Source organism: Nitrosospira briensis (assembly GCF_900115125.1).
Lineage (GTDB): Bacteria > Pseudomonadota > Gammaproteobacteria > Burkholderiales > Nitrosomonadaceae > Nitrosospira > Nitrosospira briensis_A.
On sequence record NZ_FOVJ01000006.1, the window covers coordinates 67,061 to 91,661 of the forward strand.

The 24,601-nt window shown below is 53.0% G+C and carries 23 protein-coding genes; 11 read left to right on the top strand and 12 right to left on the bottom strand.

The genetic code is table 11. From position 1 onward, the window contains the following. Window positions 1-10 precede the first annotated feature (10 nt). Window positions 11-1,222 carry a bifunctional phosphopantothenoylcysteine decarboxylase/phosphopantothenate--cysteine ligase CoaBC gene (coaBC, locus tag BMZ14_RS11615; RefSeq protein WP_256208601.1) on the bottom strand — a complete coding sequence of 404 codons (1,212 nt, stop codon included), beginning with the start codon at window positions 1,220-1,222 and terminating at the stop codon, window positions 11-13. 132 nt (window positions 1,223-1,354) lie between these two features. Between coaBC and radC the strand changes: the two genes are divergently transcribed. The 3 genes from radC to rpmG all read left to right on the top strand — a co-directional run bounded on the left by radC (window position 1,355) and on the right by rpmG (window position 2,526). Next, window positions 1,355-2,029: a RadC family protein gene (gene radC / locus BMZ14_RS11620; protein WP_074797722.1), complete on the top strand. Its 675-nt coding sequence runs from the start codon at window positions 1,355-1,357 to the stop codon at window positions 2,027-2,029. Window positions 2,030-2,090: 61 nt separating this feature from the next. After that, on the top strand, window positions 2,091-2,327 hold the full coding sequence (rpmB, locus tag BMZ14_RS11625; RefSeq protein ID WP_074797724.1) for a 50S ribosomal protein L28: 237 nt from the start codon (window positions 2,091-2,093) through the stop codon (window positions 2,325-2,327). 43 nt (window positions 2,328-2,370) lie between these two features. Further along, window positions 2,371-2,526, top strand: coding sequence for a 50S ribosomal protein L33 (gene rpmG / locus BMZ14_RS11630; RefSeq protein ID WP_074797726.1), 156 nt, complete (start codon window positions 2,371-2,373; stop codon window positions 2,524-2,526). A 141-nt stretch (window positions 2,527-2,667) separates the two neighbouring features. On the opposite strand, the gene BMZ14_RS11635 is transcribed toward rpmG, so the two are convergent. From BMZ14_RS11635 to BMZ14_RS11650, 4 genes are all read right to left on the bottom strand, one after another. Next, on the bottom strand, window positions 2,668-3,831 hold the full coding sequence (locus BMZ14_RS11635; protein ID WP_074797729.1) for a DesA family fatty acid desaturase: 1,164 nt from the start codon (window positions 3,829-3,831) through the stop codon (window positions 2,668-2,670). A gap of 263 nt (window positions 3,832-4,094) precedes the next feature. Further along, window positions 4,095-4,694: a cysteine hydrolase family protein gene (locus BMZ14_RS11640; RefSeq protein WP_074797731.1), complete on the bottom strand. Its 600-nt coding sequence runs from the start codon at window positions 4,692-4,694 to the stop codon at window positions 4,095-4,097. A gap of 39 nt (window positions 4,695-4,733) precedes the next feature. Next, on the bottom strand, window positions 4,734-5,198 hold the full coding sequence (locus BMZ14_RS11645) for a DUF2269 family protein (RefSeq protein WP_074797733.1): 465 nt from the start codon (window positions 5,196-5,198) through the stop codon (window positions 4,734-4,736). A 54-nt stretch (window positions 5,199-5,252) separates the two neighbouring features. After that, window positions 5,253-6,545, bottom strand: a complete 1,293-nt coding sequence (locus tag BMZ14_RS11650; protein WP_074797735.1) for an SDR family oxidoreductase — start codon at window positions 6,543-6,545, stop codon at window positions 5,253-5,255. Window positions 6,546-6,632: 87 nt separating this feature from the next. Here BMZ14_RS11650 and BMZ14_RS11655 point away from each other — a divergent pair, with 87 nt between their 5' ends. The 5 genes from BMZ14_RS11655 to BMZ14_RS11675 all read left to right on the top strand — a co-directional run bounded on the left by BMZ14_RS11655 (window position 6,633) and on the right by BMZ14_RS11675 (window position 10,763). Then, window positions 6,633-7,178 carry a hypothetical protein gene (locus BMZ14_RS11655; protein ID WP_074797737.1) on the top strand — a complete coding sequence of 182 codons (546 nt, stop codon included), beginning with the start codon at window positions 6,633-6,635 and terminating at the stop codon, window positions 7,176-7,178. A gap of 146 nt (window positions 7,179-7,324) precedes the next feature. Beyond that, window positions 7,325-7,858 carry a DUF421 domain-containing protein gene (locus BMZ14_RS11660; protein ID WP_074797740.1) on the top strand — a complete coding sequence of 178 codons (534 nt, stop codon included), beginning with the start codon at window positions 7,325-7,327 and terminating at the stop codon, window positions 7,856-7,858. A 327-nt stretch (window positions 7,859-8,185) separates the two neighbouring features. After that, window positions 8,186-8,965: an inositol monophosphatase family protein gene (locus BMZ14_RS11665; protein WP_074797743.1), complete on the top strand. Its 780-nt coding sequence runs from the start codon at window positions 8,186-8,188 to the stop codon at window positions 8,963-8,965. A gap of 250 nt (window positions 8,966-9,215) precedes the next feature. Beyond that, the gene (locus BMZ14_RS11670; RefSeq protein WP_074797744.1) at window positions 9,216-9,419 is read left to right on the top strand and encodes a hypothetical protein; all 204 of its coding nucleotides are present in this window, start codon (window positions 9,216-9,218) and stop codon (window positions 9,417-9,419) included. 183 nt (window positions 9,420-9,602) lie between these two features. Next, window positions 9,603-10,763, top strand: a complete 1,161-nt coding sequence (locus tag BMZ14_RS11675) for a zinc-dependent alcohol dehydrogenase (protein ID WP_074797745.1) — start codon at window positions 9,603-9,605, stop codon at window positions 10,761-10,763. Window positions 10,764-11,041: 278 nt separating this feature from the next. On the opposite strand, the gene BMZ14_RS11680 is transcribed toward BMZ14_RS11675, so the two are convergent. The 3 genes from BMZ14_RS11680 to BMZ14_RS11695 form a co-directional block, all read right to left on the bottom strand. Beyond that, window positions 11,042-11,455 carry a hypothetical protein gene (locus tag BMZ14_RS11680; RefSeq protein ID WP_074797746.1) on the bottom strand — a complete coding sequence of 138 codons (414 nt, stop codon included), beginning with the start codon at window positions 11,453-11,455 and terminating at the stop codon, window positions 11,042-11,044. Window positions 11,456-11,531: 76 nt separating this feature from the next. Next, window positions 11,532-11,903 (bottom strand): KGG domain-containing protein, encoded by a 372-nt coding sequence (locus BMZ14_RS11685; RefSeq protein ID WP_074797747.1) that lies wholly within the window; start codon window positions 11,901-11,903, stop codon window positions 11,532-11,534. A 961-nt stretch (window positions 11,904-12,864) separates the two neighbouring features. After that, entirely contained in the window at window positions 12,865-13,620 is a 756-nt protein-coding gene (locus BMZ14_RS11695) for an SGNH/GDSL hydrolase family protein (protein WP_256208603.1), read from the bottom strand. Window positions 13,621-13,978: 358 nt separating this feature from the next. Here BMZ14_RS11695 and BMZ14_RS11700 point away from each other — a divergent pair, with 358 nt between their 5' ends. From BMZ14_RS11700 to BMZ14_RS11710, 3 genes are read left to right on the top strand one after another with little or no spacing between them, the layout of a single operon-like run. Continuing rightward, window positions 13,979-17,815 carry an NAD(P)-binding protein gene (locus BMZ14_RS11700; protein WP_074797751.1) on the top strand — a complete coding sequence of 1,279 codons (3,837 nt, stop codon included), beginning with the start codon at window positions 13,979-13,981 and terminating at the stop codon, window positions 17,813-17,815. Window positions 17,816-17,832: 17 nt separating this feature from the next. Then, on the top strand, window positions 17,833-18,636 hold the full coding sequence (locus BMZ14_RS11705) for an amidohydrolase family protein (protein WP_074797753.1): 804 nt from the start codon (window positions 17,833-17,835) through the stop codon (window positions 18,634-18,636). Between the two features lies 1 nt (window position 18,637). Then, window positions 18,638-19,780, top strand: a complete 1,143-nt coding sequence (locus BMZ14_RS11710; protein ID WP_074797754.1) for a glycosyltransferase family 4 protein — start codon at window positions 18,638-18,640, stop codon at window positions 19,778-19,780. Between the two features lie 4 nt (window positions 19,781-19,784). On the opposite strand, the gene BMZ14_RS11715 is transcribed toward BMZ14_RS11710, so the two are convergent. The 4 genes from BMZ14_RS11715 to BMZ14_RS11730 all read right to left on the bottom strand — a co-directional run bounded on the left by BMZ14_RS11715 (window position 19,785) and on the right by BMZ14_RS11730 (window position 24,600). Beyond that, window positions 19,785-20,714 carry a YihY/virulence factor BrkB family protein gene (locus BMZ14_RS11715; protein ID WP_074797756.1) on the bottom strand — a complete coding sequence of 310 codons (930 nt, stop codon included), beginning with the start codon at window positions 20,712-20,714 and terminating at the stop codon, window positions 19,785-19,787. 237 nt (window positions 20,715-20,951) lie between these two features. Beyond that, window positions 20,952-22,541: a hypothetical protein gene (locus tag BMZ14_RS11720; RefSeq protein ID WP_074797758.1), complete on the bottom strand. Its 1,590-nt coding sequence runs from the start codon at window positions 22,539-22,541 to the stop codon at window positions 20,952-20,954. Between the two features lie 227 nt (window positions 22,542-22,768). Continuing rightward, window positions 22,769-23,077, bottom strand: a complete 309-nt coding sequence (locus BMZ14_RS11725; RefSeq protein ID WP_074797761.1) for a hypothetical protein — start codon at window positions 23,075-23,077, stop codon at window positions 22,769-22,771. 35 nt (window positions 23,078-23,112) lie between these two features. Then, window positions 23,113-24,600 carry a DVUA0089 family protein gene (locus BMZ14_RS11730; protein WP_074797763.1) on the bottom strand — a complete coding sequence of 496 codons (1,488 nt, stop codon included), beginning with the start codon at window positions 24,598-24,600 and terminating at the stop codon, window positions 23,113-23,115. Window position 24,601 lies beyond the last annotated feature (1 nt).

Consider the following 24,601-nt stretch of genomic DNA (forward strand, 5'->3'; position numbering starts at 1 on the left):
TTACAGACGGTCACCGTTTTTGACGTTCTTCGTAGAGCAATGAAGCGTGCCTGATCAGGCGCCGCGCCTGCTCGAGCTTTGGCGCTTTTGATAAAAGATGTTTACCTGCATCGTCGAACAGCGTCAACACACAATCCTCGGCGCCGATGGTGTCCTGGGCCAGATTGGCGGCGAGGAGCGGCAGTTTTTTCCTTTGCCGCTTGGCTTGTGCATTCTCCTCAAGATTTTCAGTCTCCGCGGCAAACCCTACACAGAAGGGCGGGTTGGGCAGACCCGCTACGTACTCGAGAATATCCGGGTTCGGGGCGAGTTCCAACGTGATATTACCATTTGTTTTCTTTGCCTTCTGCGTGCTGGCGTTTCTGGCGCGATAGTCGGCTACGGCGGCTACACTTATAAAAATGTCGGTCCGCGAAATCTCGTTTTCCACGGCCACCAGCATATCTTGCGCGCTCGTAACCCTGACAACCTTCGCGACCGGCGGGGTGTCCAGGCAAACAGGACCGGAAATGAGAATGACCTCCGCTCCCGTTTCGAGTGCTGCGCGGGCTACTGCATAACCCATTTTCCCTGAACTCAGATTAGTGATTCCGCGAACTGCATCGATCGCCTCATAGGTTGGCCCGGCAGTGATGAGCACGCGCTTGCTTCGCAGCACCCCGGGTTGAAAAAATGCATGGACTGCGTCAGCGAGTTCATGCGCTTCCAGCATGCGGCCCACGCCGATCTCTCCGCAAGCCTGGACGCCGCTGGCGGGGCCGAGTACGGTAATACCGTCGCCTCGCAGAGCAGCCAGGTTGCGCTGAGTCGCCGGATTTTCCCACATCTGGCGATTCATCGCCGGTGCGATCAGCAAGGGACAGTCTCGCGCAAGGCACAATGTCGAGAGCAGGTCATCGGCGAGGCCATGGGCGAGTTTGGCAATAAAATCGGCGCTGGCGGGAGCAATCAGAATAGCGTCCACCGAGCGGGAAAGATCAATATGAGCCATACCGTTGGAAACGCCGGCATCCCAGAGTTCGGTAAATACAGGTTTGCCGGTCAACGCCTGCAGCGTTGCCGTTCCAACAAAGCGGCAGGCTGACGGGGTCATTACCGCCTGCACGTCCACACCGTCGCGTAATAAGAGACGCGCCAGTTCCGCAGCTTTATAAGCGGCTACTCCGCCGGTCAGCCCCAGCAGCAATCGCCTGGACCCTCGCGGGGCCATCTCGGTCATCATTATTAATCAATTTATAAAAACAGGAGTTTAACCTAAAACCGGCATTTCTTTACAGGAGTGCCGCTCTCTGCCGTTAACCATTGGAAATGCATGCCTTTTAACTTCAACTTTTATTCGATACTTCACCCCTGAATGGCGATCACAGACTGGCCCGAATCGGAACGTCCACGGGAAAAACTGCTGAAAAATGGCGCAGACCATCTTTCCGATGCGGAACTACTGGCCATATTCCTGCGTACGGGCATGGCAGGGAAAAGCGCAGTGGATCTGGCGCGTGAACTGCTGAATCATTTCAAGAGCTTGACTGGGCTGTTTGCCGCCGATCAGAATGCCTTTTGCCAAATGCCGGGGATGGGTCCCGCCAAATATGTGCAGTTACAGGCGGTATTGGAAATGGCGCGGCGTGCGCTGGAGGAAAAACTGAAAAGTGGCGATACCATGAGTTCGCCGAACTCGGTACGCGACTATTTGCGGCTTACTCTTCAGGGCAAGAAACATGAGGTCTTCGTAGCAATTTTTCTTGATGCTCAGAATCGCTCGATTGCGGCGGAAGAACTGTTTACGGGTACACTCACACAAACCAGCGTATATCCGCGCGAAGTAGTGAAAAGAGCATTACATCACAATGCGGCGGCCCTTATCTTCGCTCATAATCACCCCTCCGGTATTGCGGAGCCCAGCCACGCCGATGAAATTCTGACTCAGTCTCTAAAACAGGCGCTTGCGCTGGTGGACGTGAAAGTCCTGGATCATTTTATCGTCGGTAACGGGGCGGCCATGTCCTTTGCGGAGCGGGGATTGATTTGATTTGAGGAAATACCGGAACTCGGGATATAATATTCGTTTTTGGATTTTGGAGTGGATCGCCATGGCACGAGTATGTGAAGTTACCGGAAAAAAACCTATGACCGGCCACCATGTTTCCCACGCTAACAACAAGACAAAAAGGCGTTTTCTGCCCAATTTGCAGTGCCGCCGATTCTGGGTTGAAAGCGAGCGCCGCTGGATCAGCTTGCGCCTATCCAACGCTGCGTTACGTACCATAGACAAGAATGGCATTGACGTGGTGCTGGCCGATATGCGGGCGCGTGGAAACAACATTTAAAAGCCTGAAACTGTATTCAGGTTTGGTAATATAAGGACTTATCATGAGAGAGAAAATAAAGCTCGAATCTTCAGCGGGAACTGGCCACTTCTACACCACCACCAAGAACAAGCGCACCAAACCGGAGAAACTCGAAATTTTGAAGTTTGACCCGGTTGTGCGCAAGCACGTCAAATACAAGGAAACCAAGCTCAAATAGAGTTGGAGGCTTGCCGCGACGGCATGCAGCCTTGAAATAAATACGAGAAGGAACATAGTAAGTCTAAGGCAAACAAATGCAAGATCAAAACAAGAAACCCGCCATCGGCGGGTTTCTTGTTTTGATCTGCTTATTTCTTTCTCAGGCGTAACAGCGTAATCTGCGCGAAAAATTTTCCAGTACTTCAATGCCGCTTTCCTCGGCACGATGGCACCAGTCTTCCAACTGTTTGACCAGCTCATCTTTGGAAGTAGTCGAGCGTTGCCATACAGCCATAAGCTCTTCACGCATCTTATAGACCTTGTCCAGCGTACTGGTCTTGCTCAGCACCAGATTAAGCTTGGCGCGCTCATCTTCCTGCAGGGTCTTGGAGTCGGCGAGTACCCATCGCTTAAGGGTGGAGCGATCCACACCAACATGTGTATCTTTGAGATGATCGATCTCCATCGCCAGCGTATGCTTGAGAGATTGGGCATATTTTGCCAGCACTTCGTAGCGGTGAGAAATGACAGCTTGCAGCGTATCAAGGTCGCATTTTGTCTTGGCAGTATCAAGACGCAATTTAGGCGCCACTTTCTTCACCTGAGCCAAACCCATCCCTTTGAGGATGCATATATACATCCAGCCGATGTCGAATTCGTACCACTTGTTCGATAGCCGCGCCGAAGTAGCATAGGCATGATGGTTGTTGTGCAGTTCCTCTCCACCAATGAGAATCCCCCAGGGCGAGATATTGCGGCTGGCATCCTCCGCCTGGAAATTGCGGTAACCCCAGAAGTGTCCCACGCCGTTGATTATACCCGCGGCCATGATGGGAGCCCATGCCATTTGTATCGCCCAGATCGTCAGCCCAATGGGGCCGAATAGAACGAGATTGATGATCAGCATCAGCGCGATACCCTTGGCGCTATGCCTGGAATAGACATTGTGCTCTAGCCAGTCGTCAGGAGTACCGTGGCCATACCTTTCCAAGGTCTCCATATTCTTGGCTTCTTTCCGGTAGAGCTCGGAGCCTTCCCTCAGTACTTTTTTGATACCGAGCACTTGGGGGCTATGGGGATCGTCCGGAGTCTCGCACTTGGCGTGATGTTTACGGTGTATTGCCGTCCATTCCTTTGTAACCATGCCGGTAGTAAGCCATAGCCAGAACCGAAAAAAATGGCTGGGCAGGGGATGCAACTCCAACGCGCGATGAGCCTGATGGCGATGGAGATATATAGTTATGCTTGCGATGGTTATATGGGTGAGACCGAGAGTAACCGCGATATAACCCCACCAGGGTAAATCGATAAGACCTAAAGTCATAATGCTTGCGACCTTTTAGAATGGGTACTGGAGAGAAAAGATATGAATTGCCAAGCGGGAGGACAACGCAATGTAAAGCTAAATGAGGGTTTAGTCAAGAAATTGTCATCATGTGAATTATGGGCGATTACGAGGAAAACGGCTGGGGCGTCGTGCAGCGAAACCGCCGTTTACCACTTTAGTCCGGTATGACCGATGCCGCCCCCATTGGTTCTCTATGCGGCTATTTTGCCTCCCTCCAGTGCCGTGGCCTGACCTGTCTTCTAATCATGAGATCCGTTTTTCTCGAACAATTGTTCAAGTTCGATCTGAGCCGATGCCGTCGTATCGGCCTTCAATGTCCTGCGCATCTGTCCCAGCGCCCCAAGATGCCTGTGTTTGGCTACAGCAGCACAGCAATCAGCCGGAACAAGAATTTCGAAACCCCGCAGATACGCGTCATTTGCTGTAAACAAGACGCAGGAGTCGGTGGTAAGGCCACAGAGAATCAATTTTTTCGCACGCAGATTCTGAAGCAGAAGATCCAGAGGTGTTTGAAAGAAACCGGAATGCCTGGGCTTGAGGACGAAATAATCATCCTGCTGAGGAGCAAGTTCCCTCGCGATCGGAGCCCCGCGCACCTCGTCTCCCGCGCAACTCGCCACCAGATGCTTGAAATCCGATTGCCATTGTCCGAAATTATCGTTCACATACAGGCAGGGAATACCGCTTTTTTTTGCTTCACGCTTAAGTTGCGCGATATGGCGAGCCATGGGCATGGCGTGCTCGACAAGTTTTTCACCTTCATGAAATTCCAGGTCATTGATCACGTCTATCAAAAGGAGTGCGACCGGGCACTCGTGAAGTACGCAATTATCGTTCATGGCATTGCCGGCAAATGGCAGGACCGTTCATTACCCTCCTCATACCGGCTTGGCCACCATTAGATAAAACACAATGACCAGTGCGATGAATGCGGGAATGCCAAGCCCGACCCACAATCGGAAGTAGCGCCAATATAAAGCCGGCAGACCACTTTCGTTCTTGCTGGCGTCGGCTGCCAGATGTTGCATTCTTATTTGCAGCCATACCACAGGAATCCAGCAAGCAGCGGCAAGGAGATATAAGGCAATCGACCATATTATCCAGCGGCTCGTCAAAGGAATACCCGCCAGATAAACGAGATAAAAACCCGTGACGGGTTGAATAATGATGGTTGTTGCGGTAAACAACCAGTCAGCCGTAACAACATTCCTGCCGACTGAGGCAACAATCGGGGGATTCCTGGTCAAGCTGGCAGAGAACATGTAAAAGGCTGTGCCTATGCCCGTGCCAAAGAGTATTGTTGAGGAAAGGATATGCAACCACTTAACGGTAATATAATCCATTATTCCTGAATCCAGCAGATGGGCGGGCAGAAACAGTGGTTTTCGGGGTGCGGGTTAACTGCCGGGCTTGGAGCCATGCTTCTCCAGTTGATACAGCAATAAAATGGTCGCAAGGATAGGCAGATTTTTTATTAACGGGCCAAAAGGGTGCAGCCAGAACTCGGGAAGGAAAAAAGTAATGGTGATTGTATAAACGCCAATAAGCGTGGCCTGGGCTATCCAGAGCAACCTCCGGCGTTGCAGGAACAAGGTTCCGAGGCCGAAGGCAAAGTCGAGCGCGGCGGCGCCATAAAGCGCTACAGGTGCAATGCTGCCGGTAATTCCCACGCGCGCAAGCATGGCATAGCTCTCGTCTACCGGATAAACACCCATCGATACGATGCCGGCAACCAGCCATACTGCGGCGAGGGACATGCGCAGTACAAGCTGTAGCCAGCTCAAGAGCGCCGATATGCGGAGTTCCTCCGCTTGCCATCGGGAGGTGAATTCTTTGACCGGCCGGGGTTCGCGGCCCAAAAGCTCACGGGTCGGTCCCGGGTCCGCCGTGTTTCCCCGCTGAAGCATTTGCCATGTCTCCACATCCAGCAGGCCTTTCCCCAACCGCTGGCCAAACTGGGCGGTAGTATCAATGAGAGGGATGGGAACGTGTAGAAACGTGGCGGGACCGAAACCCATAAGACGGCGCAGTTCACTCAGATAACGCTGCAAGGCAAGAGGTTCCGGACCGACAAGAGGTATACGCTGACCGAGATATCGATCGGTTTCGACCAAAGCGACCACGGCCTGGGTCAGGTCATCGACATGAATCGGCTGTATTTGCTGATTGCCAGATCCGGGCAAGGGAATAACAGGCAAACTCGCGATGAGGTTAAAAAGCTTCGCGCTTGTTCCACCTGGTCCATATACGAGTGACGGTTGCACGACCACTGCCCTGTTTTGCAATGCAAGCAAGGCATCATCCGCGGCTTTCTTGCTGAGATGATAGCGGCTTCGCGCATTCTCATCCGCCCCCAGCGCGGATATTTGCACAACTTTAACATCCGCCGCGGCACAAGCGGCAAAAAGCGCCCGGGGAGCGCGATCATGAAGCGCCGTGAAAGTTTGCCGCCCATGCTCCCGTATTATGCCTACCGCGTTGATCACAACTTCGACACCCTCCAGCCGCGGCTTCCAGACGTCGATATCGAAGTCACGAGTGTAATCGACCCTGATAAAGGGGAACCGGCCGAAATCTTCCCGCGGAGGCGATTTTACAGCGCATACAACCTTATATCCGGCGCCAGCCAATGCCTCGACCAAATGACTTCCTATGAAGCCGGTTGCGCCCGTAATCAAAACGGTCGGCATTATCCGATGGTTCGAATTCGCCCTGCCAGGCGTGATTTTCTTGAGCCGGATGGCATTACAAGATAAAAATACAGTATAGTTTCAGTCATGTCCCGCCTTCAAAAAAACTGGAATCATGTGGTTCGCAAGGCCCTGGTTTCAGGTGCTGTCGCGAGCGTTGCTTCAACTATTGCACTTTCGCTCCTGGGCAAGGCTGAATTAGGCAAGTCGGCTGCCCCCGTTAATGGTCCAAGCCAATGGATTTGGGGAAGACATGCGCCATATCAGGACCGCTTCAGTCTCCGGTACACGATTGTTGGTTATGCAATACATCATGCCGCATCCGTTTTTTGGGCAATCTGGTATGAAAAGCTTCGCCAGCGTTTAGCACCGGCTAAAAACGTCCCCGCCGTACTGGCCCCCGCCGTTGCAGCCGCCGCTGCGGCCTACGCAGTCGACTTTCACTTCACGCCTCAACGATTGACACCAGGGTTTGAGAACAGGCTGTCACAACGCGCCCTGGTAATGGTGTACAGCAGTTTCGCACTTGGCCTGGCCGCGACAGTTTTAGTCGATCGATATTGCAAGCCACGCGGAACAGCCCGCCGGATCTCCAAAACCAAAAAAAATCGCTCGCTGCACGCAACTCGCTAAGTTCTATATTACTCACGATATGCGGGCAAAACCGTACGTTATCGCACTGAACAGCTTAATCGGACCGCTGTTGTTTCCGTTCAACGCCACTCTCTAGACGTTGGCTCAAGAAAGCGTCTCCTGAATCTCCTCCGCAAGCTAATGGCATGATTGACTGGTCCCAACTTTTTGGCTTTTCAGTAAATCCGCTCGAGATCATTGTGCGAGGAACGGCAATCTTCTGGTTCATATTTTTGCTGTTCAGATTGGTGCTCCGTCGCGATATTGGCGCTATTGGCATTGCGGACGTGATGCTGCTTGTTCTTATCGCCGATGCCGCCAGCAACGGCATGTCCGGAGGTTATGATTCGATAACGGATGGATGTATCCTTATTGCCACCCTCGCGGGGTGGAATTACGTGCTGGACTCGATGAGCTTTCATTTCCCCGTTATTCGCCGTTTGATTCAGCCTCCTCCGCAAGCGCTGGTGGTGAATGGAAAGGTTCAGCGCAAGGCGATGCGGGCGGAATTGATCACCATGGAAGAACTGAATTCGAAGTTGCGCCAACAAGGCATCGAAAATCTCGATGAAATAAAGATCGCTTATCTTGAAGAAGATGGCGAGATCAGCGTGCTGCGCCACGACGGCAAGGAGCCGGAACAGACTACTGGCGGATCGCATAACAAGAAAGTTCTGTAAGCTACCCGTTTGTTATCGGTAAAACTGAAAATTTGAAGGGAGACAGCATGAGCCCATCTCTTGACAAGTTGACCGAGGGCTGAGCCTGGCCTCGTGAATATCATGATTGACACACCGAAGGGCAGTCGCAGCGAATTCAAGCATGACGAGAGATAGGCTGTTTTCGCCTGAGCCGCATTCTGCCGGTGAGTGCTTCTTTTCCCTTTTCCGGGTAGACCGGCCTCGAACCCCCTGCAGGCAACTCAATCAGAATAAAGATTGGAGAAGAATTCGGGGAATAGCAGAACACTTCGTAGCAGAACGCTTCGGCTTGCCGTCGCATAGATCATGAACGAAAAACAGGCATTAGTGTTCGCTCAACACTTGGCTGATATTACCCGTCCAATTGCCCTCCGGTACTTTCGAACTGTCCAGGAAGTTACGCTAAAGGCTGACAAGAGCCCTGTAACTGCCGCGGATCGAAAAATTGAAAGCGTGCTCCGCCGGCTGATTCATGAACAATACCCCAATCACGGCGTTATCGGTGAGGAATACGAACGTACGCCAGCCAAAACCTACCGTTGGATTCTCGACCCCATCGATGGCACCAAAAGTTTTGTCATGGGAAATCCGCTCTTTGGAACCCTTATCGGCTTACTGCGCGAAGATGGGCCTGTTGCCGGACTGATCGATCTTCCCGCATTGGGAGAACGATGGACAGGGGATGGCCGCTACACAGCCTTCAACGACGGAGCCAACGCTCGCGCAGCCCTAGTCAGCAATTGCAATTCGATCGGGCAGGCGCGACTGTACGCTACGCCGCCCGGTAGTGCACATACTGATGAGCGTTGCAGAATTCATGCGCTGATTGAGCAGGTTTCAATAACGATGCCTGTTTGCGATTGCTATGCGTACGGCCTGCTCGCATCCGGGCACTGCGACCTGGTAGTAGAGACGGGTCTGGAGCCTTATGATTACTTGCCGCTCGTTCCGGTTATCGAAGGCGCAGGCGGATGCCTGACCGACTGGAAAGGCAATCCGCTCGGTTTGAATTCAAATGGCCGAGTCGTTGCCGCAGGCAGCAGACCGCTACTGGACGCGGCCGTCCGCGTACTAGGCAGTTCGTAAAAGAGAATACGCTTTCGGGGACCATTTTTTTCGGCTGGATAACCTCCGCACCAGACGACCTTCTTTCCCTTTTTTTACCTCCAACGTGCGTTTGCGCACGGAAAACGGGAAGGTGGACATGTAAAACTTTTTACAGTTTTATCGAACGATTTGCTCAACCAATGTGGAGGGGCCATGAAACTTTCTTTAATATTTCCATTAAAGCCATTGCTATTGGCGGGGGTCTTCTTCCTGGCATCCGGAGCGAGTCATGCCCAGCTCACACCTGGGCCAGGCGGCTCCATGGTTGGCCAGCCGCCGGGACAAGGCAGTTCAGGTCAAAGCGGTTCAATCATTGGACAACCTCCCGCGGGACAAAGTGGTTCCATGCCCGGTCAAGCAGCGCCGGGGCAGACCGCTCCCATCAAACCCGGTCAACCGGGAACTGGATCAACAAGTGGAAGCGACCCGGTGAGGGATAAACTGGATCGGACGAAAAGAGACGCCGCGGATATCGACCGGGACGGCAGAATAAGTCCGGAGGAAGCTACCAGAATCCCGCCAGGGACCCCCTTGCCGAGATAGTCTGACCTGCCCTGCAAGGCCAATGACCAAGTGGTTCTACAGCAGGCAGGAAACATGACAAAGGAGAACCCGAATGCGTGCGCTTACGTATCATGGAAGCTACGATGTCCGCGTGGATACGGTACCTGACCCCATACTTCAGGAACCCGATGACGTCGTTCTCAAAATTACTGCTACCGCAATCTGTGGCTCGGATTTGCACTTATACCGGGGCAAGATTCCCGAGCTCAAAGATGGGGATATCCTGGGTCATGAGTTCATGGGCATCGTTGTTGATACCGGATCCGGGGTAACTGACCTGCAAAAAGGCGACCGCGTGGTTGTGCCGTTTGTCATAGCGTGCGGACAATGTTTCTTTTGCGAGAGGCAGTTATTTTCCGCTTGCGAGACAACAAACCCGGACCGTGGCGCGATCATGAATAAAAAGGACATACGCTCGGGTGCGGCATTCTTTGGCTATACTCACCTGTATGGGGGCGTACCGGGCGGCCAGGCGGAATATGTCCGAGTGCCAAAAGCCAACGTAGGCCCCATCAAAGTTCCCGAAACGCTTTCGGACGAAAAGGTTCTGTTTTTGAGCGACATTTTGCCGACGGGATATCAGGCGGTGGTTAATGCGGACATCGGACCCGGATCAACCGTCGCCATATTCGGCGCCGGGCCTGTCGGCCTGATGACGGCAGCCTGCGCCCGCATGCTGGGGGCGGAAACAATTTTCATGGTGGATCATCATCCTTATCGGCTCGAATTCGCTCGTAAAACGTATGACGTTTTTCCCATTAACTTTGATGAAGTCGACCCGGCCGAAGTCATTATCGAAAATACGTCGTTCAGAGGCGTGGACGCCGCTATTGACGCGATAGGTTTTGAAGCTAAAGGCAGCGCACTCGAGACCGTAATGACCAACCTGAAGCTCGAAGGCAGCAGTGGCAAGGCGCTTCGCCAGTGCATTGCAGCAGTCCGCCGGGGAGGTACTATCAGCGTACCCGGAGTCTATGCGGGCTTCATACACGGATTCCTCTTCGGAGATGCCTTCGAGAAAGGCCTGACGTTCAGGATGGGCCAGACTCACGTACAACGTTTTCTGCCTGAACTGCTGGAGTATATAGAATCCGGAAGGCTGCACCCCGATATCATCATCACCCACCGCATGCCGCTTGCCGAGGCGGCCTCTGCCTACCGGATCTTCGACAAGAAAGAAGACGACTGCCGCAAAGTTGTCCTGACGCCATAGTGTGTCAACTGATCCACATGCACCGTTCCTCTACAAGATCGAGCTTCGATCTGAGCAAAGTGGTTCACTATCCATTATCTAAGGAATATTGAGGGGTCGCTAAAGACAATGGACAATGTCGGTCAAAATCCCGGCACCCGGGCACCCGATGGATCAGTACTCTTTGCAAATTAGACGTAATTGCGTACCTGACCTGCTATTCGCCCCCCAGTGGAGGGTCAATCTTCAGCCAGGGAGAAGCAGGCGCCTGGCGGGCAGGCGCCGTTAGACACCAATATCTATTTGCTACCCCCCGTGCTGCTCCCACCTGTTCCTCCACCCGTCCCAGCATCGCCCGCTTTTGAATCGGTACTACCGCCCAAGGTACTCTGCGAGCCGCTGCCCCCTTTATTTTCCCTTAGATTGCTGAAACCCTTATCTCCGGTTGACCCGCCCGGCGAACTACCCTGTGGCGTTGAACTATTGGAATCACCCGCCGCCCCACTTCCCGAACTGCCGCTCCTGCTGCTGCCCAGGCTTTTTTCGGTACCGCCCCTGGTAGGGTTGTCTTCCAAGATTCCGGTGCCGGATGCAGCTAACGTATCCTTCCCGGATGTACCGCTCTCGGCATCAGCAAGGCTGGTCAATCCGAGAACTAATGAAGTAAAGACTACCCAAGCCGCTTTTTTACTTGCGACAAATGCGTGTTTCATTTTTCGGTTCCTCATTATCAACAAAGCGAAAAGAACATAAAACGCGGTTTTCTGCCTCCTACCTGCCTTCCACAACTCAACTATTTGTTTTTATCGCCTTCGCTCCCTGTTTTGGGGGATTCACAGCCGCTCCAGTCTGGCTGGAAGATGACGAATCATCGCGCGAAATGCTCCTTCCACGGGCTTCTCCGCCTTTTCGGCCCGCCTCGCGGGCCTCTTCGGTATCAAACTCATGCGCCGTGCCTTTTTCATGAGCCGCCTTGCCACCTTTCCTGCCAGCCTTGCGAGCTTCTTCCGAATCAAATTCGTGTGCCGTTCCTTTTTCGTGAGCTGCCTTGCCGCCCTGGCTGGCTATCGCGCGTTGCTTATCTTCATCCATTGAAGCAAAGCCACGTTTGCTCTGTCCGCTGCTCCTGCCATTACCACTTCTCTCTCTATCCGAAGCCATGTTGTACCTCCTGTCCTGGTATATCCAAATATTTCCGATAACACATGCTGGCCGATGTCTCCGGGATTCTTAACTCCATCCATCAGCATTAAAGCCAGAGAATGAGTGCATCGTAGGGGGCAAAATCACTTCGCTCTGTACGGAAGCATACATAGCTAATGCCCTCTCATGTAGTAGTACTGCCTCCTCGAATGCAGGAAACGCGGGGGATGCGGTAGTGAACGGTCGTGGTACGCGGGCGGATGGGGATGCAAGGATAGACACGAGTGGGCGCTCACAGTCCAGCAGCTCCGTGCGATAGCGTACTGAACGACAATGGTGACGGAGTAGGATTTCAATCCAGCAATTTCGCTGATCCACTTGAGGTGCAACATGAAACATTCATCCATTTTAAAAAATATTGCTGGACCCGCTGTACTCGCCAGCGTCGTCATTTTCAGCATATCGGGAATAGCTCACGCTACTGGTGGAGATCGCGGGTCAATGCCTGGGCAGGGTGAAAAGGAGTCGAGACAGAGCGGGACCATGTCAGATCAATCCCCGTCCGGTAAGGAAAACAATCAAGGCGGCTCTGCCGCGGGGCAAGGCAAGTCTGATAAAGACGACCCCTCATCCTGGGAATATTCGAGAAAGCAGGGGTCTGGCTCAACCGGAAAAGCCACAGGCACCGGATCAAGCTCTTCTCAAGGCTCAAGCACTTCCGGGACTCGATGAATAACCATGCAAGGGCATCCGGCGGGTACGTATTATCCGCCGCACCCTTCGGACAACGGACGTATATTTGCTCGTGGGCAGGATCGCCAATTGCGGGCGCTGAAATTTATCCTCGCTGCCTAACTCTACCGGCCTGATGGTTTAAGTTGTTTAGGAATGGGTATTTGCGAACGAGCCCATCGTGAATCGAAATCTCTGTCAACACAACGGCTACCCGGTCCTGACGCCCTCGCATCCGCCTGCATGGTCATCCAAGCGCCTTGAGCACCGCCGGGAGGAAAGCGGCGCGGACTTCGGACGCACCCCGCAAGCTGGGCTCGATCGTCCGCGTGAACCATGAGGGGTCTCCGGTCAGAAAATGACCGTGCAAGTCGACCAGTTGCCCATAGCGCGGGGCCAAGTCGCCGATCATGGCATTCATCCGGTTCAAATTGCCTCTGGCAATGCGCGCCTCCACACCAAGAAAGTTACGGGAATCGTCTCTGAAGGTCGGGTCATAAACGTTGCCGAGCAAGATGGGCCGCACGGGAAGCGCATGCAGGAACGCGGCCAGCAGTTCTCGAAAGCGCAAGATGCCCTCTCGGCGATCCGCCGCAAGTCCGGTGAGGAGATCGTTGCCGCCAACCGTTACCAAAGCGACTGCTGGCCCGCTCCCCTGAAGCCCTCGTGCCTGCCGGGGAAGGTCTTCAACCCGGCCGCCATCCTGTGCCCGGTGGTCAAGCTGAGCGGGCAGGAACGAAGACAGATCACAACCCTTGAAATCAGGGAATAGACGATCGTCATTTCGCACGATGAGTTGTCCCGGATGTACACCGTAAACGTTATACCGGGCGCAATCGAGGATCGAATCCCCGAAGGTGTGAACAGTAAATTGCCTATTCCAGAAAGCCGCGCCTGATGCGCTCAACGTCATGGCTGCGCTGCCGGCGACGAGCGCCTGCAGGTATCGTCGCCGGCCACGGGACTTGAGCCGATTGCTTCTTACCGCTGTTTTTTCCGCCACAAGATGCCTCCACTATGAGGAAACGCCCTCACCGATCAATGGTAAAGGCATCAGAGGCGCCAGACGTCCGATTACCACATGAACCTGAATTCGGCAGTTGACCCACTAATTTTTCAGTATAGCGTTGTGATCCACAAGGACTTTTTGTATCACCCGGCCTCCACCTTTGCGTGAGTTCGCTACGAGGCGGATCAGGTTGAAAGGAGAGTGAATGTTCGTTATCGCACAGTGGCGTTCCATGAAAACTCCGATCATTGCAGCGTTTCCATCTCTAGCCCAAGCATGTGATAGCGATGCCGGAGCCTGGTAATAATGCTGGTACGCAGCTCAACAATAAAGCGTTTCATACAACATTCAGATGAATTCGACGGATAAAGGAATATTTCGTTCCTACTGGCAAGCTGGTTATGAAGGTGCCGACCACATCAATGGCGCAGGGCTGAACTTGTCCATGAATGACGCCACGCAGCATACCAGTCTCGCCTATGACGATTATTTGCTGCTGAAGGACTTTGAAATCGGGACAGTACGCGAAAGCGTAGGCTGGCGATCGGTGGAAAAAGCCGGACATTTCGATTTTTCATCCATCGAATCGCGCGCTCACGCTGCCCGGGAACTCGGGTTACAAGTCATTTGGACTTTATGCCATTATGGCTGGCCCGACGATGTCGATGTCTATTCACCTGATTTTGTTGAGCGGTTTTCCCATTACTGCGGTCGTGTAGTGGACTACCTGGAATCATTTTCAACAGCGAATACCGTTTCCATTTATTCGCCGATTAATGAGATTTCCTTTGCAAGCTGGGCCTTCGCCCGGAATCGCTTTATGTGCCCGAACTCTGGCGGAGACGACGGGACGGAATTAAAACGTCAACTGGTGCGCGCCACGCTCAGGAGTTGCGAAGCGATTTGGGACATCAATCCTTCCGCCCGCATTCTGCATTGCGATCCAACGATACACGTTGTCGCTCCACACAACCGGCCCGATCTTGAAGATCACGCGGTAATGTATCGGGAATCCCAGTTCGCGGCATGGGATATGCTCTGCGGAAACAGGGACCCGGAATTGGGTGGCGCGCCACACTTTCTGGACCTGATTGGAGTCAACTACTACCACAGCAATCAATGGGAGATCGAGGGAAGCAGCCTTTACTGGCATCTGGGCCACCCTCGCCGCCTTCCCCTGTACAGCCTCCTCACCGAAGTTTATCGCCGATACCAGCGCCCGATATTACTGTCTGAAACCAGCCATGTCGGAAGTGGCAGAGGTGCATGGATCAAGGAAGTGGCTGAACAGGCCGCACTGACTCAACAGCTGGGTGTTGATCTTCAAGGAATCTGCCTGTACCCGATAGTGGACCGGCCTGATTGGGATGATCCTCACCAATGGCATAAAAGCGGCTTGTGGGATGTGAACATTCTTGGAGAAAAGCGTTACCAGCGTGTTTTATCGGAACCCTACGCTACTGGATTACGCGATGCTCAGCGCCTTTTAACCCGTTTTTCAAACTATATTCCAACTCAAGCCGCACTCACCTCTCAAGGAGCCGCAATGACGACCATTATTGTTTTTTCCCACCTCCGTTGGGACTTCGTGTATCAACGGCCGCAACATCTCCTCTCACGATTGGCTGAAAACTACAAAATTGTCTTCATTGAAGAACCGGTTTTTCATGAGCATGACAGCTTCCTCGAGATATCTGTTCCTGGGCCGAACGTCACCGTACTCAAGCCGTATACGCCTGTCGCCGCACCGGGCTTTCACGATGAGCAATTGCCGCATCTGATCAAACTGATGCGGCAATTTGTCGTTCTCGACGAAGAGCATATGGCCTGGTTTTACACCCCCATGGCATTACCGCTGTTACAGGAGTTGCAGCCTGCCCTGGTGATCTATGATTGCATGGACGAACTTGCCGCTTTCAAAAACCCGCCAAAACAAATGCTTCAAAGGGAAAATGGTTTGCTGAAAGTTGCCGATCTTGTTTTCACCGGAGGCCCCAGCCTTTATCACGCAAAGCGGGAACGCCACGCAAATGTCCACTGCTTCCCCAGCAGCGTCGATCTGGTGCACTTCGAGCAAGCGCTCGACCGCAGCAATACCCACCCGGCACACGAGGATATACCCGGACCGCGGCTCGGTTACTATGGTGTAATTGATGAGCGAATTGATACAGAACTTCTCGCACGTCTTGCCGATGCGCACCCGCGGTGGCAGATCGTTCTGGTCGGACCCGTGGTAAAAATAGATCCTGCCTCTTTGCCGCAGCGGCATAACATCCACTATCTGGGGCAGCAACCTTATAAGGCGTTACCCCATTTTCTGGCAGGCTGGAACGTATGTCTGTTGCCGTTTGCAGTCAATGAATCGACCCGCTTTATCAGTCCGACAAAAACGCTTGAATACATGGCAGCGGAATTACCCATAGTAAGTACGCCTGTCAATGACGTTGTGGACCTCTATGGTGAAGTGGTGTCGATCGCAGAGTCGCCACAAGCTTTTATCAAGGCCTGTGAGCATGCCTTGCTGACAACGCCCGAGGAGCACAAACGAAACGTCGTCAAGATGAGGGAATTGGTATCGGCGACATCGTGGAACACGACGGCTGAAAAGATGCATGAATTGATGCAACTTACAAGCGTACAAAAAGAAGAATCGATAAGCATTGCACGGCCTTGGGCGGAGCGACACCTGCCGATTCAGCGCGGAATTCAGTCAGTGCCGGCGGAAAATAAAAAAACCGTCATTATCGGTGCGGGGCCGACCGGACTTAGCGCAGCCTATCATCTCGATGAGGACACACTTTTACTGGACAAGAATTCCACTGTCGGCGGATGGTGCCGCTCAATCGAGGACAAGGGTTTTACATTTGATCACGCCGGTCACATCATGTTTTCAAATGATGCCTATGTCCTGCAGCTCTACAAGATTCTGCTTGGCAATAACGTCCACTGGCAAAACCGTGAAGCCTGGGTCTACAGTAAAGGTGTCCATACGCGTTATCCGTTTCAGGGAGCGCTCTATGGTCTGCCGCCGAATGTAATCAAAGAATGCATTGTCGGGGCGATAGAGTCGCGTTACGGAGCGTCGAAAAATCCGGAATCGAAAGCAACCGGGGGAGCCTGTCAGGGGGTGGACGGCGCGGCCGCCGTTCTATCCGACTGTTGCGCTGATGGAACCGTGCCGGACTCTGGCGCAACGCGTTTGCACGAAGATACGACGGCCACCAGAAACAGGCCGGAAAATTTCGAGGAATTCATTTACAGAATGTGGGGCTCCGGCATAGCAAAGCATTTTGCAATACCCTACAACAGGAAACTGTGGACGGTGCCGCTGACGGAAATGGAAACTTCCTGGCTTGGAGGTCGCGTACCCTTACCTGACCTGGAAGAAATCATTGAAGGGGCACTCCAGCCCGTCGGCAAACCGATGGGGCCCAACGCGCGCTTTGGCTATCCTTTACGTGGGGGTTTTCAAGCGATGATGTCCGGTTTCGTACCCCATATCAAAGGAAAAATTGAACTGAATGCCGATGTAGCGCATATATCACCCGGCCAGCGTTTGATTACGCTGCGTGATGGACGGCGTTATCGGTACGAGAATCTGATTAGTACGATGCCGCTGCCCGAGCTGATACGCCGCATGGGGGACGAAGCGCCTCATCCGATCAGGAAAGCGGTGGCAGCACTGCGTCACGTCTCGGTACGTTGCGTCAATCTCGGCATCGGGCGGGAAAACATTACAGACAAGCACTGGATTTACTATCCCGAAGATACAATTTTTCACCGGATCTTTCTTCAGGGAAATGCCAGTCCCGGTTGCAACCCTCGAGGCGGATTCGGACTCACATGCGAAATATCCTACTCACCGGCCAAACCTCTTCCTAAAGACGGGCAGGACTTGATCGATCAGTGCATGGCGGATTGTATCAAGGTCGGCCTGTTGACGCCCGAGGACAAGCTGATTACCGCAAATCTCGTGGATATGCCTTATGCGTACGTGGTGTACGACCATGCCCGGAAGCACAGCGTCGAAATGGTTAAAAGATGGCTTTCAGAACGCGATATTATTCTGGCGGGGCGGTACAGCGAATGGGAATATTACAATTCAGACCACGCATTTTTAGCGGGAAAGAAGGCGGCGGATCTGATAAAACAAATGAAACCCATAGAGAAAATGTACGTGGCTGAATAAGCTTCAATGAGGCCAATATGATAATCGACGCCCACATCCATTGCTCAGGCGACGAAAAAGTAGACGATGTTCTACAGGCACTGGATGGGGCGGCGGTAGATAAGGCAATCGTGCTGGCGCCGTTTTTGACCGGAAACTATACGCTCGGTGACGGCGCCTCTCTGCGCGGGGCGAACCAATACCTGGCCCGGCTGATTGCTAATCACACTGATCGATTGATCGGATTTGCGGTAGTCAACCCATCACTTGGCAATGCGTCTGAAGATCTGCGGCATGCGCACGACCTGGGCCTTTCCGGTCTTAAAATGGTACCCGCCGGATGGTACCCCTATGATGATTGCGCACATCGCATTTACGAGGCGGCATCTGTGCTGAAAATCCCAATCCTGTTCCACAGCGGCATTTTCATCGATGGAAAATCCGGCCGCTTCTGCCGCCCGGCCTTTTACGAAGTGATAAGGGATTATCCGAATTTACGGGTCACGCTGGCCCACCTGGGTTGGCCGTGGGCGGATGAAGCAAATGCCGTCGGTTTGATCGACCTTATCAATGGAGTGCCGCCCGATAAGAGCCAGTTTCGCTTCGACATATCCTTCGGGGCCCCACCCGTCTATCGTTTTGAAGTCCTGAGAAAGGCAATCGCCGTGCTGACGCCTGAATTATTGCAATTCGGCAGCGATGTGTTTTTGCCTTGTAGCGGCGAGCTGATCAAGAGCCGGATCAATGACGTTTCCGAACTACTGGAACGTCTCGATATCGACAAACGCAGCCGTGAACGAATCATGGGGGGAACAGCGGCAGCTTGGCTAGGCATAAGTTGACATGAAAATAATTTCGACTGCGGAACGCCCCATCAACCTGCTGCAAATCATCGGGGGCGCCATCGTAGGCGGAATGGAAACCTACGTGTTGCGGTTGCTCCAGCGCCTGCCGCAAAATAATTTCCGTGTAACTTGCCTATGTGTATGCGAGAGCCATTTTACTGCGCGGCTGCGTGATATCGGTTGCAGCGTCCACGTTACCCCAATAACCGATGAGCCTAACTGGCAGTCCATCCAGCTTGGCGTTAGCCTTATCCGTGCCGACGCCATTGACGTAATACATGCACACCTTCCAAATGCCCACTTGCTGGCTGGCATCCTGAGCAGGATGACCGAAACGCCGGCCTTAGCGACGATTCACGGGCGTTACCTGACCATACGCGATTTCGAAGTGCACAGACTGATGCAGACATACGTCAGCGTCGTTGCCAAAACCGCATACTTTCAAGCTTTAAGCCTGGGTATCCCCGTCGGTAAACTGCGATACATTGCAAATGGAGTCGATACAAAACTTTTCCATCCGGGTCCGAAGACCGGTTATCTCCATTCCATTGTTAATATCGCGCCCGGAACTCCGCTTGTCGGATTCATAGGACGGCTTTCCCCGGAAAAAGGCCCGGAAGTATTTATACAAGCCGCGAACATAGCGCATGCAAAATTGAAGAATTGCCATTTTGTATTGGTGGGCGAAGGACCCATGCGTGGAAGGCTGAGGGACGAAATCGATAAGCTCGGCCTTGGTGACTGTGTTCACATCGCCGGCCTTCAAGACGATATGCCCAAGGTCTACGCTTCCCTTGATCTCGTCGTATCCACTTCATATTCGGAAGCAATGCCGCTCGCAATGATAGAAGCAATGGCATCGGGCTTACCTGTGATTGCGACAAATGTCGGTGGCGTAGTCGACATTGTCGAGGTGGGACATACGGGATTGCTGAACAGCGTCGACGACGTGAAAGGAATTGCAAATAATATCGTGACTTTAATGCTGGATGATTCCGCGCGGGCAGAAATGGGAAAGGCAGCGCGAAAACGGGCAGAAGAAAAGTTTGAACTGAGCGACAGTGCCAGTCAAACATCGGAATTATTGAGTTCGCTTATCCAGCCCGGAAATGTTAGCGAACGAAGTATCGGACGTTACTGAAGTTTTATTGAAAGAGACTGCGCCCCTTGTTTTCCACACTCCTTCTTGCAGGCCCAGCGTTATCTTCAGTATTCGATTGCAGGTGATTTTTCCGCGACCCATGAGCATGGGAATAGACCCAGGTAAACTCCGCTCCGAGTAAAAATATCTGGGCAGAGTAATATACCCATACAAGCACAACCACCAACGAACCAGCAGCGCCAAATCCCGAACTCACCGCGCTTTTTCCGATATAGATACCGATCAGAACCTTACCCACCGTAAACAGCAAGGCGGTAACGGTGGCTCCCGCCCACACATCCTGCCACTGGATTTTGACCCGAGGCATGAATTTGTAAAGCATTGCGAATACTGCCGTCATAAGGGCAAAGCTGACGATAAAATTAATTGCGGTTGCCAGTATTTCAAGATTTGCAAAAAATGGTCCCCACCATTTTCCCAGTGCAGCCACCGCGGCGCTGAATACGAGGGAAACCATCAGCAAAAAACCGATTCCCAGTATTATTCCGAACGACAGCAATCGCGACCTGATCAATTTCCATATTCCGCCCTTTTTATCTTTGCCCGGAGCGCGCCAGATACGGTCGAAAGCATCTTGCAGCTCCCCAAATACCGTCGTGGCGCCGATCAGCAACAAGATTGTTCCAATAATCGTACCCGCCGCGCCCTCTTCCGGTTCGCTAACGCTTTCAAGTAAAGCCTGCACTGCCTGTGCTCCCTGGTCACCCATCAAGTCCCGCAACTGGTAGAAGATTTCACCTCGTACCGCTTCTTCCCCAAAGACGAGCCCGGCGGTCGAGATAACGATCAGCAACAGCGGCGCGATCGAAAACATGGTGTAGTACGCCAGCGCCGCGCCCATACTTGGCGCATAATCGTCAAGCCAGGATGAAAAAGACTCTTTGATCAGGGCCCATAGCTGCGTAACATTCATGTTGTCGTCCTCATTTTCCCGTTATCGTCACGGGATGGCGATAAAAAGCACGAACGGCACAAGATCTCATTGCGGGAAGCAATGTTCCTATTGAATTACGATAGGGGAAACCAGGTGACTGGTATGTACGGCATTGCACATACCACTTGCAGCGGTTACGCAAAATCCATTTCGAAAATTATTGAAATGAAATGCGCAAATGGTCTTTTTTCTTTCCTCAAGACGCAGCTTTCGTCACTACATTGGCTTCCTCGGCCTGTATATCTGGTAGGCGGGATTGGGCGAATGCGATAGTAATTCGAAATTATCCACGATATATCGATGGATCAGCGGGCGGCTATTACGGAAACGCAACTCCTCGCGCCCATCAAGCGGCCAATCATAGACCAGAATAAATCCGGGATTGGTGATCTTGATACGTTCGATTTCTTCCCGTTGAAAGTCTTCACTTCGCGGGAACAGAGAATAGGTTTCCCACATCGGAGACTTCTTCCCAAGCAGTGCATAGGCGCCTGGCCAAAAAGGCGTAGCGATGAAACTCCGTCCACCGGGAGCATATTCATCAGTCAGTTTCCAAAGCAGAAGGACATCATTCGCTACATGCGGCGGGACACTGAGCTCGTCTCCGGAAATTTCGATGCTTACGCATTGTTTGCTCGCAACACATTGCCACCCTGGATGAGAAATGTGCGTCACCCACAGGCTTGCGCCACACAGCAAGAGTGCCAAAGGCCACTTGATTTTAGGGCGTTGTGCCGCCAGCAGCGCCAGACAACCTATCAATAACGGAAAGATGCCCTGGGCAAGATGACCGACATCGGCACGGGAATAAGCATAATGCGCATAAGGCAAGGCGAGGAATGCAGCAGCAACCAGAATGGGTGAAGTCGCCTTTTTCCGGGATTTTTGCCAACTCACCCATGCAATTGCTACGACCCCAAAAACAACCGTAGCAATAAAAAACAGACCGATCAACAATCCGCGAATCGTTTCCCCTAAGGGTGCCGAGCCGAAAGGCGCCCTCCACGGCCACGGAATGGGCAAAGGAAGATTGGTGGCCTTGACTTCAAACAGAAAGCGGATGCTTGCCCAGAAATTCCCAGCAAAATCCGGTACCAGCCCTATCATAAGAAGCACTGGCGTAAAGCCAACCGCTACACCTGCAACCCAGAGTCCCGTGCCCTCGATAAACCTGGGCGCACCCGCCCGCCTGCCCGGGTTGATAGCCAACCAGGCCATGACTCCGACGCTGCCCACAACTCCATACACGCCGTGATTGCGTCCGAAAACTGCAGCCAGGCCCACGCACATTCCACATATGAAATAACGCAGCCTTGCAGGATTCTGAATCAGGAAAGCCAGTGCGCCGATCAGAAGAATGGATAAAGAGATATCGAAGAGTTTATGGCGCGGGAACATCCATACTGTCAACGTAACTGCCGAGAGCAATAAATAGACAGAACTCCAGTTTTTGAAACGTTGAGTCGTGCTTCGCGCAATTAACAGCAAGCCTGCGAATAATCCGATCGCCTGGAAAACCGCCACGGCGCCGCGAAGCGCCATTATCCCGTTATCACCCTTCAAGCTCATGAGCGCGGACGACCAGTAATAACGGCCGGGGTCGTAGGACGTGAAATCGCGGATAGGCACTTCGCCCAGCATCACACGCTGAACACCGTACCAGAGATAGCCCTCATCCCATAAATTGAAGCCTTTGTGCCCCTGCCACAAGAAAAGGGCGAATACGATGGAACTGGCCAGCGCTAGCGTTGGCAGTATAGAAAAGATCTGGAGGGTTACCGGCTTGTTGTTTCGAGGTATGCTCAAATCGGGTGGTGCTGGCTAAATGAAGGCATGACAATACCGTCATTTTGGCACGTTTCCCGATTTTCGACTTATTCACTTCGCGGCGACATAATACGTCGGTTCAGCCCCTGATGCAGGTTCCAGCTGTCCCGGTCATGGTTATATTGAGCCTTGAGTCAGGTTAAAGCAGAAGGTTGAACTAATCGCTCGCGGGGAATCAGATGCCTATCGCAAAGATAAAAGCAAGGCTAGGACGGAGGCGCGGCACTTTGTTCCATGCACTCAATTTCCCAGATAAGGCGCGAGGAAATGACTTCGCCAAGCCGATTCATGATTGGCACAGTTTCCTCCGAGAGAAGTACATATTCAGACAGGCACAGGTTCCTTGCATTAATGTCCAGCCACTCGATAGCCTGCCCCCTTGCTCCTTCACCTCCATCATACAAGCTGGTGATGGAGTAGACTGTTGACCCGTCTTGCGTCCTGACGGGTTTGTAATCATCGGCAATGGAACCGCATCCGGTCAGAAGGACGATGGCTGACAGGGCACTTTTCATTATTTTTTTCAGATCGCCACGGCAGCCTAAAAATTTCAGGTTCTAACCGAAATGCTATAGGAACCGGTCCCGGTTGGGCTGTAGTGCCGCACACGGGCATAATACTCACCGGCTCCTAGGTTGACCGCGATTCTTGAGTTGGTTCCGGGGCCGCTGTCATCATCCTGGGTGATGAATGTGGCGGGGTTGTCCGGGCCAAATAATGTCAGAAAGCAGTCGGTGCTGCCAGCGGTCTCGATTGTGTGGACGGCCGGGGTGGTGACAGTAAACCTGTACATATCCCTCTCGTTCGCCGCAGATATTGTTCCCTGCACTGCTGGACCGTTCACCTGGATGGTTTGAATGCCCGGTTGCGCTCCCGATCCGCTCACCGAGATAGTATAGCTTCCAGTCGAGGAGTTGCTGTAGTGCCGCACGCGAACATAGTATGTGCCTGCCGTCAGGTCCCTTGCAATCCGCGAATTCGAGCCTGGCCCACTGTCGTCGTCTTCGGTTATGAATGCTGCCATATCGTTTGGTCCATACAGGGACGCCACCACATCTGTCGATCCTTGCGTCTGAATTACATAATTCCCCGATGTTGTTACGGGGAAACTGAACACATCCACCTCGCCCGCCTGGGCTATAGAAGCTGGAACGGGCGGCGCATCGATGGCAAGCGGCACGATCTCCCCCGTATCCGGCTCCTCATTATCGTAGGTGTAATCGAGCGCATGGTGATCGAGGACGCTTCTTGGGGTGGGTGGCGGCGACTCGTCGTCCCAAGGCGGCATCGGGTCATCCAGAGCATGGCCCGCTACAACATTTGCCGTGCCGCTGGGGGGCAGGTAGTTCTGGCCGGGATTTTCCCTTTGCCATTCAGCCCATAGCCGATCGATATTGCAATGGTGCAGCCAAAACACTGGGTCATTCGGAGACGACATCGCCATCATCGATCCGCCCACCCACATATGACCGGGGTTGTGAATAACTCCTTCCAGCCGGTTTCGAAAGCTTGTGTTCATGCTGCTATCGGAATTCCAGGGTGCAGAATCATATGGAACCACATTTTTCGCGGCATTGACGCCCGCCTGAGTTGGTAGCGAACCCATGGCGCCAAAGGCGCGAGTAAGGAACGGAGCTGTATCGCCGGGGTCCCTGACGGTAAGGTTCCATTCCCCGGTGGAAAAAGCGAAGGGACCGCTGGTGACCCGCTGAGCAGCGCCCGTTCCGTTTCCACCCATGAAGTCCGCATTCCAGATCGAAGCCGTGGGCGTCCTGTCGACAGTCCAATCCCAATAGGGCAGGGAAACGCTGGCATCGATCTCCTGGAGAGCACGCTCGAACCGGCGAAGGTATTCCCGGTGCCAGGGAAGGAAAGCGGGGCCTCCATGCGCAGGATCGTTGGTGCCGGCAAGAAAAGCGGCGCGGTGCTGGGCAACGAATATATCGTAAGTGCCATTTGCTTTTAGCGCTTTTACCGCGGCGACAAAAGCGGTTTTCTCAGACACTGTCAGGCTGGACTGATTCTTTCGGATTCCCATG

Excerpts from the sequence above, each read along its gene's own strand:
- radC (WP_074797722.1), top strand. The coding sequence starts at position 1,355 with ATGGCGATCACAGACTGGCCCGAATCGGAACGTCCACGGGAAAAACTG.
- BMZ14_RS11725 (WP_074797761.1), bottom strand. The coding sequence starts at position 23,077 with ATGAAAAGTGCCCTGTCAGCCATCGTCCTTCTGACCGGATGCGGTTCC.
- rpmG (WP_074797726.1), top strand. The coding sequence starts at position 2,371 with ATGAGAGAGAAAATAAAGCTCGAATCTTCAGCGGGAACTGGCCACTTC.
- rpmB (WP_074797724.1), top strand. The coding sequence starts at position 2,091 with ATGGCACGAGTATGTGAAGTTACCGGAAAAAAACCTATGACCGGCCAC.
- BMZ14_RS11675 (WP_074797745.1), top strand. The coding sequence starts at position 9,603 with ATGCGTGCGCTTACGTATCATGGAAGCTACGATGTCCGCGTGGATACG.
- BMZ14_RS11635 (WP_074797729.1), bottom strand. The coding sequence starts at position 3,831 with ATGACTTTAGGTCTTATCGATTTACCCTGGTGGGGTTATATCGCGGTT.
- coaBC (WP_256208601.1), bottom strand. The coding sequence starts at position 1,222 with ATGATGACCGAGATGGCCCCGCGAGGGTCCAGGCGATTGCTGCTGGGG.
- BMZ14_RS11660 (WP_074797740.1), top strand. The coding sequence starts at position 7,325 with ATGATTGACTGGTCCCAACTTTTTGGCTTTTCAGTAAATCCGCTCGAG.
- BMZ14_RS11640 (WP_074797731.1), bottom strand. The coding sequence starts at position 4,694 with ATGAACGATAATTGCGTACTTCACGAGTGCCCGGTCGCACTCCTTTTG.
- BMZ14_RS11665 (WP_074797743.1), top strand. The coding sequence starts at position 8,186 with ATGAACGAAAAACAGGCATTAGTGTTCGCTCAACACTTGGCTGATATT.
- BMZ14_RS11715 (WP_074797756.1), bottom strand. The coding sequence starts at position 20,714 with ATGAATGTTACGCAGCTATGGGCCCTGATCAAAGAGTCTTTTTCATCC.
- BMZ14_RS11730 (WP_074797763.1), bottom strand. The coding sequence starts at position 24,600 with ATGGGAATCCGAAAGAATCAGTCCAGCCTGACAGTGTCTGAGAAAACC.
- BMZ14_RS11645 (WP_074797733.1), bottom strand. The coding sequence starts at position 5,198 with ATGGATTATATTACCGTTAAGTGGTTGCATATCCTTTCCTCAACAATA.
- BMZ14_RS11680 (WP_074797746.1), bottom strand. The coding sequence starts at position 11,455 with ATGAAACACGCATTTGTCGCAAGTAAAAAAGCGGCTTGGGTAGTCTTT.
- BMZ14_RS11670 (WP_074797744.1), top strand. The coding sequence starts at position 9,216 with ATGCCCAGCTCACACCTGGGCCAGGCGGCTCCATGGTTGGCCAGCCGC.
- BMZ14_RS11650 (WP_074797735.1), bottom strand. The coding sequence starts at position 6,545 with ATGCCGACCGTTTTGATTACGGGCGCAACCGGCTTCATAGGAAGTCAT.
- BMZ14_RS11705 (WP_074797753.1), top strand. The coding sequence starts at position 17,833 with ATGATAATCGACGCCCACATCCATTGCTCAGGCGACGAAAAAGTAGAC.
- BMZ14_RS11655 (WP_074797737.1), top strand. The coding sequence starts at position 6,633 with ATGTCCCGCCTTCAAAAAAACTGGAATCATGTGGTTCGCAAGGCCCTG.
- BMZ14_RS11685 (WP_074797747.1), bottom strand. The coding sequence starts at position 11,903 with ATGGCTTCGGATAGAGAGAGAAGTGGTAATGGCAGGAGCAGCGGACAG.
- BMZ14_RS11700 (WP_074797751.1), top strand. The coding sequence starts at position 13,979 with ATGAATTCGACGGATAAAGGAATATTTCGTTCCTACTGGCAAGCTGGT.
- BMZ14_RS11710 (WP_074797754.1), top strand. The coding sequence starts at position 18,638 with ATGAAAATAATTTCGACTGCGGAACGCCCCATCAACCTGCTGCAAATC.